At 75.2% G+C, this 12,974-nt stretch carries 11 protein-coding genes; 4 read left to right on the forward strand and 7 right to left on the reverse strand.

The window, feature by feature from the left end:
- The first annotated feature begins 16 nt into the window (after positions 1-16).
- Positions 17-991 carry a WYL domain-containing protein gene (locus GKE82_RS06945; protein ID WP_309233475.1) on the forward strand — a complete coding sequence of 325 codons (975 nt, stop codon included), beginning with the start codon at positions 17-19 and terminating at the stop codon, positions 989-991.
- A 57-nt stretch (positions 992-1,048) separates the two neighbouring features.
- Complete coding sequence (locus GKE82_RS06950; protein ID WP_154732801.1) at positions 1,049-3,310, forward strand: TIM-barrel domain-containing protein; 2,262 nt, start codon at positions 1,049-1,051, stop codon at positions 3,308-3,310.
- An 11-nt stretch (positions 3,311-3,321) separates the two neighbouring features.
- On the opposite strand, the gene GKE82_RS06955 is transcribed toward GKE82_RS06950, so the two are convergent.
- From GKE82_RS06955 to GKE82_RS06965, 3 genes are read right to left on the reverse strand one after another with little or no spacing between them, the layout of a single operon-like run.
- The gene (locus tag GKE82_RS06955; RefSeq protein WP_154732802.1) at positions 3,322-4,506 is read right to left on the reverse strand and encodes an AarF/UbiB family protein; all 1,185 of its coding nucleotides are present in this window, start codon (positions 4,504-4,506) and stop codon (positions 3,322-3,324) included.
- A 36-nt stretch (positions 4,507-4,542) separates the two neighbouring features.
- Complete coding sequence (locus GKE82_RS06960; RefSeq protein WP_309233476.1) at positions 4,543-4,914, reverse strand: MmcQ/YjbR family DNA-binding protein; 372 nt, start codon at positions 4,912-4,914, stop codon at positions 4,543-4,545.
- 11 nt (positions 4,915-4,925) lie between these two features.
- The gene (locus tag GKE82_RS06965) at positions 4,926-5,825 is read right to left on the reverse strand and encodes a sugar phosphate isomerase/epimerase (RefSeq protein ID WP_158276848.1); all 900 of its coding nucleotides are present in this window, start codon (positions 5,823-5,825) and stop codon (positions 4,926-4,928) included.
- A gap of 259 nt (positions 5,826-6,084) precedes the next feature.
- On the opposite strand from GKE82_RS06965, the gene GKE82_RS06970 reads away from it, so the two are divergent.
- Positions 6,085-7,440 carry a hypothetical protein gene (locus GKE82_RS06970; protein WP_154732803.1) on the forward strand — a complete coding sequence of 452 codons (1,356 nt, stop codon included), beginning with the start codon at positions 6,085-6,087 and terminating at the stop codon, positions 7,438-7,440.
- Between the two features lie 27 nt (positions 7,441-7,467).
- Here the strand turns inward: GKE82_RS06970 and GKE82_RS06975 are convergent, their stop codons facing one another.
- The gene (locus GKE82_RS06975; RefSeq protein WP_154732804.1) at positions 7,468-9,531 is read right to left on the reverse strand and encodes an ABC-F family ATP-binding cassette domain-containing protein; all 2,064 of its coding nucleotides are present in this window, start codon (positions 9,529-9,531) and stop codon (positions 7,468-7,470) included.
- A 35-nt stretch (positions 9,532-9,566) separates the two neighbouring features.
- Here GKE82_RS06975 and GKE82_RS06980 point away from each other — a divergent pair, with 35 nt between their 5' ends.
- A complete protein-coding gene (locus GKE82_RS06980; protein WP_154732805.1) occupies positions 9,567-10,199 on the forward strand; it encodes an MSMEG_1061 family FMN-dependent PPOX-type flavoprotein in 633 nt (210 codons plus the stop codon).
- A 6-nt stretch (positions 10,200-10,205) separates the two neighbouring features.
- Here GKE82_RS06980 and GKE82_RS06985 read toward each other — a convergent pair whose 3' ends face one another.
- The 3 genes from GKE82_RS06985 to GKE82_RS06995 are packed head-to-tail and all read right to left on the reverse strand — an operon-like array spanning position 10,206 to position 12,950.
- Positions 10,206-11,381, reverse strand: coding sequence for a zinc-binding dehydrogenase (locus GKE82_RS06985; RefSeq protein ID WP_154732806.1), 1,176 nt, complete (start codon positions 11,379-11,381; stop codon positions 10,206-10,208).
- 41 nt (positions 11,382-11,422) lie between these two features.
- A complete protein-coding gene (locus GKE82_RS06990) occupies positions 11,423-12,190 on the reverse strand; it encodes an isocitrate lyase/phosphoenolpyruvate mutase family protein (RefSeq protein WP_107569400.1) in 768 nt (255 codons plus the stop codon).
- Between the two features lie 28 nt (positions 12,191-12,218).
- On the reverse strand, positions 12,219-12,950 hold the full coding sequence (locus tag GKE82_RS06995) for an enoyl-CoA hydratase/isomerase family protein (protein WP_154732807.1): 732 nt from the start codon (positions 12,948-12,950) through the stop codon (positions 12,219-12,221).
- Positions 12,951-12,974 lie beyond the last annotated feature (24 nt).

Raw genomic sequence — 12,974 nt, forward strand, 5'->3', positions numbered from 1 at the left:
GGTCATCCTGGGTGGTGTGATCGAGACCTCCGCCCGGCTGCTCTCCCTTCTCTCGCTGCTCCAGACCCGTCGCGAGTGGCCCGGCTCCGAGCTCGCCGACCGGCTCGAGGTCAGCCACCGCACGATCCGCCGCGACGTCGAGCGGCTGCGCGAGCTCGGCTACCGCGTGACCGCCACGCGCGGCGCCGCCGGCGGGTACCAGCTGCAGCCCGGTGCCGACCTGCCGCCGCTGCTGCTCGACGACGACGAGGCCGTCGCGATCGCCGTCGGGTTGCGCACCGCCGCGACCTCCGGCTCCGTCGAGGGGATCGCCGAGACCTCGATGCGCGCGCTCGTCAAGCTCGAGCAGGTGCTGCCCGGCCACCTGCGCCGCCGCGTCAACGTGCTCCAGTCGTACACCGTCCCGATGGGCGACCGCTTCACGACGCCCGTCGCGGCCGAGGTCCTCATGGCGATCGCCACCGCCTGCCGCGACCACACCCAGCTGCGCCTGGAGTACCGGCGCGGCGACGGCGAGACGATGGACCGCCTCGTCGAGCCCCACCGGCTCGTCTCGGCGGGACGGCGCTGGTACCTCGTGGCGTGGGACTGCGCGCGCGAGGACTGGCGCACCTTCCGCGTCGACCGGATCCAGCGCCCGCCCGTCCCGGGCCGGCGGTGCGCGCCGCGCCCCGCCCCCGCGCGCGACCTCGCCGCCTACGTCCAGCAGGGCATCGGCACGCTCTACCGGCGGGTCACGGGCACGCTCGTGCTCGACGGGTCGCTCGAGCAGCTGCGCCCGCGCGTGAGCCCCTACGCGGGCGAGCTCGAGGCGCTCGACGACGACCACTGCCTGCTCCACACCAGCGGCACGTCCTACCGCGAGATCGCCGCCTGGCTGTGCGTGATGGACGTGCCGTTCACCGTCCGCGAGCCGCAGGAGCTGCGCGACGAGCTCGCCGCCCTGGCGCAGCGCGCCGCCCGCAACGCGCGCGCCCCCGACGCTGCCTGACGGCCGTTCACCCGATCGTCACGGGATCGTCACGCGCGACCGTGAACGTGTCGCGCGATGGCCACGACGTCCCCCGGCGCGGTCCGCATCGACGCGGAGCGCGATGCCCTCGTGCTCACCCGCGCGCACCTGCGGCTCGAGATCAAGGACCGACCGTTCCGCATCCACCTGCGCCGCGACGGGCACCGGCTGCTGCGCGGCCTGCACGTCTGGGCGTGCACGGGGACCGTCGCCGACCGCTTCGTGCGCCACACCGAGGGCGTGATCCCGGACGAGCGCACCGGCTTCCCCGAGCGCACCGTCGCATTCGCGCTGCGCGAGGAGACGACGGACGGCGTGCTGCTGGGACTGACGCTCCAGGGCGGCCGCAGCGCGACGCTGCGGATCACGCTGCCCGCCGACGAGGAGGTGCTCCTCGAGGCCCACGCCGACGGCGACCCGCTGCGCGTGGCGCTGGAGTGGGACACGCGCACCGGCGAGCACTTCGCCGGCCTCGGCGCCCGCCACGGGCACGACGTCGACCATCGCGGCCGCCGGATCCAGCTCGGCGCCGACCGCTGGTACACCGGTCCGGACTGCCCGCCGGAGATGCTCGAGCTCGGCGGCATCCCGCAGGGCGACTACGCGCCCGTGCCGTTCCTGCAGTCCAGCCGCGGGTACGCGGTGGCGCTCGACACCCACGGCAACGGCACCCGGTTCGAGCTCGGCGCCCGGCGCGACACGACGATCGTCAGCGTCCGCGCGCGCTCGGGCCCGCTGCGCGCGCACGTGTTCACCGGGCCGGGACCGGCCGCACGGCTGCGCGCGGAGCTGCGCCGCACCGGCCTGCCCGGCCTGCTGCCTGCGTGGGCGTACGGCTTCTGGAAGTCCCGCGACGTCCACGAGCACCAGGACCAGGTGCTGCAGGACGCGCGCGGCTGCGCCTGGCACGGCATCCCGCTCGACGCGGTCGTCCTCGACTCCCCGTGGGAGACGAACTACAACACCTGGATCCCCAACCCGCACCAGTTCCCGGACTTCGCGGGCATGGTGCAGACGCTGCGCGCGCAGGGCGTGCGGACGGTCGTCTGGGTGACCCCGTGGACGAACGTGGACTCGCGCGACGGCCAGATCCCGCCCGACCCGGCCTCCCGGCGCCTGCACCGCGAGCCCGCCTCCAACTACGCGGCCGGCGCGCGCGACGGGCACTTCGTGCGCGAGGCCGACGGCCGCCCGCTGGTGCGGCAGTGGTGGATGGGCACCGGCTCCCCGGTCGACTTCACCTCCGCGGAGGCGGAGCGGTGGTGGCGCGAGCAGGCGCAGCGGGTCCTGCGGATGGGCGTCGCCGGCATCAAGGCCGACGACGGCGAGGGCTACTACCTCGAGGACGAGGTGCGCTTCGCCGACGGCAGCACCGGGGCGACGACCGCGTGGCGCTGGGGCGAGCTGTACCGGGCGTGCATGCAGCGCGCGCTGGACGAGGTCCACCCCGGCGAGGGCGTCCTGTTCGGCCGCAGCGGCTGGAGCGGCCAGCAGGCCCACGGCATCCTCTGGGGCGGCGACCAGGCGTCGGACTTCTGGTCGTTGCAGGCGCTCGTCGCCGCGACGATCAGCGCCGCGCACTCCGGCTTCTCGAACTGGTCGCACGACGTCGGCGGCTACCTCGGCCACAAGGGGATCGACCGCTGCCCGCCGGAGCTGCTGCTGCGCTGGGCGCAGCTCGGGGCGTTCACGCCGCTCATGCAGGCCCACGGACGGCTGCAGCAGGAGCCCTGGAGCTACGACGCCGCGACGCTCGAGCGCTACCGCGGCTGCGTGCTGCTGCACGAGATGCTCGTCCCGTACCTGCGCGCGGCGGCGCGGACGGCGGCCCGTACCGGCCTGCCGATCGTGCGGCCGCTGTCGCTGCTCGCTCCCGGCTTCGCGGACGCGTGGACCGTCGCCGACGCGTTCGGGCTCGGCCCGTCGCTGTGGGTCGCGCCGGTGCTCGAGGACGGCGCGCGCGAGCGCGAGGTGGTGCTGCCGCCCGGGCGCTGGATCGAGACGTGGTCCGGACAGCGGGTGAAGGGCGGGCGCGAGCACGTGGTCCCGGCCCCGCTCGACACGATCCCGGTGTGGGTGCGCGACGGGCACGTCGTCGTCACGCATCCCGCCGAGCACGTGGCGCGCGGGCTCGGCGACGCGGCGGACGCCGACCGGCCCCACGTCGCCACCCTGTGGGGCACGCCGCGCTGCGGGCGCGCGCTGGCGCACCTGCCGGACGGCAGCCCGGTGCGCTGGTCGGCGCGCGACGGCTGGACGCTGCCGCCCGACCGCGACGTGCGCACCGCGCAGCGCTGAGCGCGCCGGGGTCAGTCCCAGCCGTCGCGGACCGCGTCGCGCGCGAGCGTCAGCCAGTCGAGCTCGACGCCGAGACGCACGACGAGCAGCGCGGCCTGCCCGAGCATCCGCAGCGGCCAGAGGTCCGTGGGGGCGACCGACGCGTGCGGCGCGAGCGCGAGCGCGTCGCCGATCCGGTCGTCGAGGCGCTCGAGCACGGCGGTCGCGGCGGCCGCGTCGACCGTGACGGGGCCGCCGGCGAGGAGCGGGCCGAGCAGCTCGCGGCCGAGCGCGACCGCGGTCGCGGCGTGCTCGGCGGGCAGGGCGCCGAGCGCCTGGAGCGCGCGGGCGCCGGCGGCGTCGTCCCCGGCGGCGAGCGCGTCGAGCCCGGCGAGTACGTGGTCGGCGCGATCCCCGTCGATGCGGGCGACCGCACCGGCCTCGAGCAGCACGAGCCGCCCGGACCGGTCGAGCACGAGCGTCTCGGGCCGCAGGTCGGCGGCGACCGTCCCGTGGCGCACGGCGCCCCCCGCCAGCCGGACGAGCAGCTCGGCGGCGCGGGCGCGGTCGGCCCCGGTGGTCTCGAGGATCGGGGTGCCCGGGACGTGCTCGCGCACGAGGACCCCGGGGTGCGAGAGCTCGGTGACGGGCGCGGCGACGCCGAGGTCGTCGTGGCGGCGCAGCGCGCGGTGCAGGCCGCGCTGCTGGGAGGCGACGGACTCTAGGTCGAGGTCGTCCATGACGCGCTCGCGGACCTCGCCGACGATCGCGGGGACGTCGACGGCGGGGAACACGGAGCGGGCCTGCCCGACGAGCTGGTCGGCGAGCGCGAGGTCGGCGCGGACGATCCCGGTCAGGCCGGGGCGCAGCACGGTCACGGCGACGGGCTCGCCGTCGCGCTCCCCGAGGTGGGTCTGGGTGGCGGGACCGACCGTCGCGGGGGTCTCGTCGAGGCGGTCGAGCTCGTCGGTGACCTTCCCGCCCCAGGCGTCGCGCAGGAGCTTCTCGACCTCCTTGTAGGGCAGCGGCGTCACGGCGTCGGCGGCGTCCTGCAGCTCGGCCCAGAGCTCCGCGCGCACCGCGGGCGGCAGCAGGTCGGGTGCGAGGAGGCCGTGGGCCTGGCCGAGCACGACCCGCATCGAGGTGGTCCCGCGGCCGATGGTCCGCGCGGCGGTGAGCAGCGCGCGGACGGCCTGGAGCTGACGATCGTCGGTCACGTCCCGCAGGCTACCCGCGCCGGGTGCCGGGGCCGCTCAGCCCGCGAGCCCGGGCCAGTCGAGCTCGCGCTGCACGCGCTTGGGGAGCTTCGCGACGACGAGGTCGTAGGAGTCCTCGAGCAGCTCGCGCAGGAAGCGGTCGGGGAGCGTCCCGTCGCAGACGACGGTGTTCCAGTGGCGCTTGTCGAGGTGGTAGCCCGGCCGGACCTGCTCGTGGGTCTCGCGCAGCTGCGCGGCGAGGTCGGGATCGCACTTGACGCTCATGGTCGGTGGCGTCGCGTCCTGCGGGACGAGCGCGAACATCTTGCCGCCGACCTTGAAGACCATGGTCTGCGGGCCGAACGGGAACGTCTCCTGCGCACCGGGCAGGGCGAGGCAGGCGGAGCGCAGGGCGGCGGCCGTCGTCACGGCCGCGAAGCCTACGCGGCGGCGATCCCGACGCTCGCGGGCCGCTCGCCGCGCAGCACGGCGCGGGACTGCTCGAACAGCTGCGGCAGCGAGGCGGGCCGGTGGGACGGCTCGATCTCGAGCATCAGCGGGGCGCGGTGGGCGAGCAGGACGTCGCGGACGCGGTCCCAGGGCAGCGTGCCCGCCCCCGGCGGCAGGTGCAGGTCCAGCCGCAGCGGGTCGACGCCGGGGAAGCCCAGGCCGTGACGGCGGGCGCCGAGGTTGTCGTGCACGTGGAAGAGGACGACCTCGGGCGCGACGCGGGCGACGACCGCCTCGAGGTCGGTGCCGTGCAGGCCGCTGGTGACGTGCGCGTGGCCGAGGTCGAGCAGCATGCCGACCGACGGGTTGCGCAGCCGCCGCACGAGGTCGTGGATGCGCAGCGGGTCGTGGGTGAGGCGCGGCGGGCCGGGGAAGACGGGCGCGAGGTTCTCGACCGCGACGGTGACGCCGAGCGCGTGGGCGCGCTTGCCGAGCCGCGCGAGGGCCCGCTCCTCCCCTTCGGCGCGCAGCCGCGAGCGCTCGCCCGCGGGGCCGTCGGCGTCGAGGTGGTTCAGGCCGTGGTAGACGACGATCTCGGCGCGGGCCTCGACGGCGTAGTCGAGCAGGCCGTCGAAGGCACGGTCGTGGTCCAGGGCGCCGAGCGCGAGGTCGTCGGGCCCGTGCAGCAGCAGCCGCAGCCCGGTGGGCTCGAGCGCGGCGCGGACGCCGCGGGCGTGCAGCCGCAGCCGCTCGCGGTCGCAGAGCATCTCCTTCGGGGGCGTGTGGATCTGCACCCAGCCGAAGCCGGAGGCCTCGATGCCCTTCAGGGCGGCCGTGGTCGGCCACGTCTCGCGATGGACGTTGATCCCCATGCGCGCGTGCAGGTCCATGAATCGAGCGTCCTCCCCGGACCGGGGTCTGCCGTGACCGGCCGGTGACCGTGCGGTGAAGATCGTGTGACCGGCCATGGACGCGACGCCGGGCGCACCGGGCTCGCACCCCACGACATCCGTCCAGCGGGCCCTTCAGGTCACCGGGGATGGCGCCGATGCGCTCCCCGGTAGGGGCCCGCAACCGGGTCCGGAGAAGGGCACCGAACCGCGTCCCACAGCAGCGTCGCGGTGCCCGTGAGGGGAGTCACCGACAACCATGAACCATCAGATCAAGCGCTCCGGCACGGTCGCCGCGATCGCCGCACTGTCCATCGGCGCCACCGCCGGCGTGACCGCCTCGGCGGCCAGCGCCGCCCAGGCGCCCGTCACCCCGTCGGGGGTCGGCACGCAGCGCATCCTCGGGCTCGGCAGCCTGCCGGTCCTGGGCCCGGTGCTCACCCCGATCCTCCAGCAGGTGACCTCGACGCTGCCCGCCCCGCTGGCGCAGACGCTCGAGTCGCTGCCCGCGGTCGACCTCGGCACGATCATCGCCAACGCGAACCCGACGCAGCTCACGACGATCCTCGACGGGCTGTCGCTCGACGCGCTCACCCAGGCGCTGACCGTGCTCGACCTGCCGCTGCTCGGGGACGTGCTCGACACGGCGCTCGGCCAGACCGACGGGCTGAACCTCGTCGCGAACCTCCTGACCGGCGCGTCGGGCGGCGACCTGACCGCGCTGCTCGGGGCGCTCGACCCGACCCAGCTCGGGGATCTCGTCAACACGCTGCTGCCCGCCCCTCTCGCCGGGGTCCTGGGCGGGGCGACGGGCGGTGACCTCACCACGCTCGTCGGCGCGCTGGACCCGGCGAAGATCACGGAGCTGCTGGCGCTCGGCAACGGCCTGCCGCTCGGCTCGCTCGTGACCGGCCTGACGGGCACGCTCTCCGGTGCGGCGCCGAGCGCGGCCGGGCTCGCGAACCCGCTCGCCCAGCTGCAGGCGCTGCTGGCCGGCCTGCCGGTCGGGGCGAACCTGCTGCAGCTCGACAGCCTCCTGGGCACGGTCAACGGCCTGCTGACGACGACCGGCGTCGCGGACCTCCCGATCGTCGGACCGCTGCTGGAGTCGGTGACCCGCGTCCAGGCGACGAGCGGCACGACGCCCGCGCTGACGACGCTCGCCTCGACGCTGTCCTCGCTGCTGGGCTCGCGTCCCGGCTCGACGCCGCTGAAGCCGACGACCACGACGACGAAGCCGTCGGCCACGACGCCGGGCTCGACCTCACGGCCCGGCGCGGCCGCGAGCGCGCGGGCCCGGGCCACGATCGGCAAGGCACTGCTGACGAAGAGCCGCAAGTCGGCGTCGTTCACGGTGAGCTGCCCGAAGGTGGCGGCGAAGGGCTGCGTCGTGCAGGTCAGCGCCTCGCTGGCGGGGACGAAGGTCCTGAAGCCGCGCTGGATCGCGGTCCTGTCGGGCAGCTCCCAGAAGGTCAGCGTGAAGCTCTCGCGCGCCGTGACCAAGCGGCTGGTGGCCAAGGGCGGGACGCTGACGTTCCGCGCCTCGACCGCCGCGGCCTCCGGCGGCGCGGTGACGAAGGCCCTGAAGGTGAAGAAGACGGCGAAGCGGCGCTAGGCGCCGGTCCGGGCGGAGACTCGGGGCTCAGGCGGTCGCCTGGGCCTCGAACTCCTCGAGTGCCGCGTACGCGGCCTCGACGGCCCGCTTGGCCGCGGTGTGCTTCGCGGTCGACTTGGCGCTCTCGTAGGGCGTCGCCCACGCCTCGGGCGCGGCGAGCTCCTCCTCCGTGCTGACCAGCGCGGCCTCCGCGTCCTCGATCGCCCGCTCGAGCTTCTGCTGCATCCGCAGCCGGTTCTTGGACGGCGCCTTCTTCGTGGCGGCCGCCCCGTCGCTGCCGTTGGACGAGCCGGTCGGGGCGCCGGCGGTGGCGCGGGCGGCGGCCGGGGCACCGCCAGCGCCGCGCGGCGCGGCCGCGGACGTCGGGGCGTCGTCGGAGCGGCGCGCGGCCATCCCGTCGGGCCGCCGCTCGTCGGCGGCGAACCGCGCGGACGCGCGGCCCATCGCGGGCGGTCGCGGCAGGTCGCCGTCGTCGATGCCGGCGGCGAGCCGCGCCTGCCGCTCGGTGAAGTACTCCTGCCAGCCGCCGACGTAGGAGCGCAGGCCGTAGCGCTCGACAGCGATCGTGCGGGTGCCGACGGCCTCGAGCAGCGCGCGGTCGTGGCTGACGAGGATGAGCGCCCCGTCGAACGCGGTCAGCGCGTCCTCGAGCGCCTCGCGGCTCTCGATGTCGAGGTGGTTGGTCGGCTCGTCGAGGATCAGCACGTTCGCGCCGGAGGCGACGAGGATCGCCAGCGACAGCCGCTGCCGCTCGCCGCCGCTGAGGCCGTCGAGCGGCTTCTCCTGCTCCTCACCGCTGAACAGGAACTTCCCCAGCAGCGATCGCGCCTCGTTCGGGGACAGCCCGGTGCGCTTGACCGCCGCCTCCGCGACGGTGCGGGCCCCGTCCTTCTCGAGCTCGTCGCCGTGCTGGGAGAGGTAGCCGACCTTGACGTTGTGGCCGGTGCGCAGCTTGCCGGCGTCGAACACGCGCTGCCCGGTGAGGGCGCTGACGAGCGTCGACTTGCCGGTGCCGTTGGAGCCGACGAGCGAGACGTGCTCGCCGCGCTCGAGCCACAGCTCGGCGTCGTGCAGCAGCACCTTCGGCGGCTCGCCGACCTCGAGGTGCGCGCCGTCGAGCTCGAAGATGACGCGACCGGTGCGCTCGGCCTTCTTGAACTGGAAGCCCATCTCGCGGGTGTCGCGCGGGTCGCGTTCGATCTTCTCGATCTTGTCGAGCGCCTTGACCCGGGACTGGGCCTGCTTGGCCTTCGTCGCCTTCGCGCGGAACCGCTCGACGAACGCCTCCATGCGCGCGATCTCCTTCTGCTGCTTGGCGATCGCGCGGCCGAGCGCGAGCTCGCGCGCGGCCTGCTCCTTGCGCCACTGGTGCCAGGTGCCCTTGAAGAAGCGGGTGCGGCCGGCCTCGACCTCGAGCACGCAGGTGCCGACGGCCTCGAGGAACCAGCGGTCGTGCGCGACCATGATGACGGCGGCGTCGAGCGCGACGAGCTTCTGCTCGAGCCACTCCAGCGACTCGATGTCGAGGTGGTTGGTGGGCTCGTCGAGCAGCAGCAGGTCGGGGGACGCGGCGAGCGCGCGGGCCAGCGACGCGCGGGTGATCTGCCCGCCGGAGAACGTGTGCAGCGGCCGGTCGAGGTCGTCCTCGACGAACCCGAGGCCGTGGATGACGCCGTTGGTGGCGTCGCGCCAGCCGTAGCCGCCGGCGGCCTCGAAGCGCGCCTGGGCGTCGGCGTAGCGGCTGAAGACGCTCTCGTCGCCTTCCCCCATGCGCGCCTCGAGCGCGGCGAGCTCCGCCTCGAGCTCCAGCGGCTCGGTGCAGGCGCTGAGCACGTAGTCGCGCAGCGTGACGTCCTGGTCGCGCGGCGGGCGCTGGTCGTGCAGCACGACCTTGCAGTTCTTCTCCAGGACGAGCTCGCCGCCGTCGATCGACGTGTCGCCGGCGAGCATCCGCAGCAGCGTCGTCTTGCCGGCGCCGTTGCGCCCGGCGATCGTGAGGCGGTCCTTGCGCTCGAGCTTGAACGACACGCCGCGCAGCAGCGGGGTGCCCGACATGTCCTTCGCGAGGTCGGAGGCGATCATCACGGCCATACGACCCCCATGGTAGGCGGCGCTAGGGTCGGGCGATGCCCGCCTTCCAGGAGCTGATCACGTCGGAGGAGGCGCTGCGCGAGCTCGTGCCCCCGCCGCCGGCGACGCGGCTGTCGCGGTCCAAGGAGCTGCGCGAGCTCGACGAGCACGCACGCGCGTGGATCGCCGCCTCGCCGCTGGTGCTCGTCGCGAGCGCCGACGCGGACGGGCGCTGCGACGTGTCGCCTCGGGGCGGCCCGGCGGGCTGGGTGCGGGTGCTGGACGACCACCGGATCGCGCTGCCGGACGCTCCCGGCAACGGCCGGATCGACACGCTGCGCAACGTCGTGCAGACCGGTCTCGCGGGCCTGCTGTTCGTGGTCCCCGGCCGCCGCGACGTGCTGCGGGTCAACGGGTCGGCGTGCGTGACGCGGGACCCGGAGGCGCTGGAGGGGATCCCGGGCTCCCCGCGGCTGGCGCTCGGCGTCGTCGCCGAGGAGGTGTTCTTCCACTGCGCGAAGGCGCTGCTGCGCAGCGGCGTGTGGGACCCGGACGGCTGGCCGGCGCCGGACGCGCTGGCGCCGTTCTCGGTGGTGCTGCGCGACCATGCGGCGCGCAACGGCAACGACGTGGACCTCGACGACGCCGAGGCCCAGATCGTGGAGTCGCTGGCGACCCGGATGTGGTGAGTCCGCTCAGGGCGCGACGGGCTCGGCGGCGTCGCTGCGCGGGTCGACGAGGATCTTCGCGAACGCCTCCGGGTCGGCGAGCGCCGTGAACGCGGCGTCGACGCCCTCGAGGCCGACCGTCGCGGACAGCAGCGGCCGGGGGTCGACCTTCCCGTCGGCGAGCAGGTGGAGGGTGTCGCGGAACTCCAGCGGCGTGTAGCCGATGACGAACCGCAGGTCGACCTCCTTGTTGATCGCCATCGCCGGGGTGATCTGGTCCGTGCCGACGCAGACGCCGACGACCACGACGCGCGAGTACATCGGAGCGCTGGAGACGAGCTGGTCGATGACGCCGGGGACGCCGACGCACTCGAAGATCACCGGGTGCTTGGGCTCGATGCCGAGCCTCTCGGCGAGGCGGAAGCCGGGCCAGGGGCCGAACGGCAGCTTCGAGAGCTTCTCGGTCGCGCCGACGGCGAGCTCGAGCGCCTCGGGGATCGTGGTGAGGTGGTCCTTGGACGGGGCGGCGGCGAACGGGTCCGTCTCGCGCGGGTCGACGACGACGTCCGCCCCGCAGCGGCTGGCGAGCGCGCGCCGGCCCGGCGAGTAGTCGCTGGCGACGACGGTGTGCACCCCGCGCGCCTTGAGCATGAGGATGACCCCGAGGCCGACGGGACCGCAGCCGATCACGATCGCGACCTGCCCCTTGCCGACCTCGCCGCGGCGGACCGCGTGGTAGGCGACGGCCATCGGCTCGGTCAGCGCGGCGACCTCGACGTCCAGCCCGTTGGGGACCGGGAGCATCAGGGACCGCTCGACGAGCACCTGCTCCGCGTAGGCGCCGGGGGCGTGCTGGGAGAGGCCCAGGGTGTCGACGCCGCCGCCGGCCCCGCCCGCGCGCAGCAGCGGGAACGCCACGACCGGCGTTCCCGCGGGGACGTCGGCCTTGGTCTTCGGGCCGTACTCGGCGACCGCGCCGCAGAACTCGTGGCCGAACACGACCTGCTCGTCGGAGCGGCCGAAGCGGTCGTAGCCGCACGCCGCGGTCATGTCGGCCCAGTCGTCGATCCCGTGACGCGCGTGCAGGTCCGAGCCGCAGATGCCGCAGCGCAGGACCTCCAGGCGGACCTGCCCGCGCTGCGGGACGGGATCGGGCAGCTCCTCGACGGTGAGCTCGGCGTTCTGGCAGACGACGGCGCGCATGCGCGCACCCTCTCACGAACGCGACCGTTCAGGGAGGTCGCTCAGGGCGCCGGCGGGCGGAACGCCAGGGCCTGCGGGTAGGCGCCGCGCGCGTGCAGCGTGGTGGCCGCGTCGCTCAGCGCCTGCGCGGCGAGCCCCATGGTCCCCGGGCCGAACGACACGCGCGCGACCCCCAGCGACGCGAGCTCGGCCAGCGACGGGGACGCCGGGCCCGCGACGACCGACAGCCGCCCCTCGAACGCCTGCGCGAGCATCCCGATCGTCTGCGCGTCGCGGACGCCGGGCACGAAGACGCAGTCCGCGCCCGCCTCGAGGTACGCGACCCCCGCGTCCATCGCGCGGGCCCGGACCCCGTCGCCCTTGAGGTACTCGTCCGTCCGCGCGTTGATCACGAACCCGACCCCGGCGGCGTCGCCCGCGGCCCGGGCGGCCATCACGCGGGCGACGTGCTCGTCGATCCCCTCCGCCTTGTCCTCGAGGTTCGCGCCGACGACGCCCACGGCGATCGCGGCGGCGACGGTCGAGCCGGTGTCCCCGTAGCCGGACTCGAGGTCGGCGGTGACGGGCAGGTCGGTCGCGGACGCGATCACCGACACCGCGGCGAGCATCTCCTCGACCGGGATCTGCTCCCCGTCGGCGTAGCCGCGCGCCTCCGCGATCGAGTGCGACGCGGTCGCGAGCGCCTCGCAGCCGGGCGTCGCGGCGACGGTCCGGGCGCTCCACCCGTCCCAGACGTTGACGACGACCAGCGGGTCGCCGGGGCGGTGCGCGGCGCGGAGGGTGTCGGCGAGGGCGGCGAGATCGGACATGCCCCCCAGCCTACGGGCGGGGGCGTCCTCAGCCGCGCGGGGCCTGCGGCAGGCCGCCGCCGTCGCGCTGGAACGCGACCAGGCGCGTGTTCTCGCGCGCGACGCGCTCGGGCAGCGGCAGCGCCTCGTACTCGCGGAACATCGCCTTCAGCGTGCGCAGGCCGTCCGCGTCGTTGGCGACGAGCTGCTCGGCGAGCTCGATCGCCGCGGCCTCGGCCTGCGCCTCGGGCGCGGTGCGGTGCAGCAGGTGCAGGCGGGCCGCCTCCTCCATGCCGACGACGCGCCCGGTGAAGACGAGGTCCTTCGCGACCGACAGGCCGACGAGCGGCGCGAGCCGCGCCGGACCGACGGGGACGCCGAGGCGCGCGCCCGCCCACGCGAGCTTCAGGTTGTCGCCACCGACGCGCAGGTCGCAGCCGGCGGCGAGCTCGGCGCCCGCCCCGACGACGTTGCCGACGCACACCGCGACGGTCGGGACCGGGAGCGCCTCGAACCGCGCGTAGACCTCGGCGAAGAGCTCCATCCGCTCGACGCCCTCCGCGGGCGTGAGCTGCTCGCCGACGTCCGCGCCGGCGCACAGCGCGCGGGTCGCGGTGGTCGACACGACGACGACCCGGAGGGCCGGATCGGCCTCCAGCTCGGCGAGCGCCGCGAGCAGCTCCCGCAGCGTCGCGCGGTCGAGCGCGTTGCGGACCTCGGGGCGGTCCAGGCGCAGGATCTCGATCCCGGCGCCGAGGCGTTCTCTGGCGAGCGACGACATGACCCCCTCGTTCTATACGATTGC

The organism is Conexibacter sp. W3-3-2, from assembly GCF_009707605.1.
GTDB lineage: Bacteria > Actinomycetota > Thermoleophilia > Solirubrobacterales > Solirubrobacteraceae > Paraconexibacter > Paraconexibacter algicola.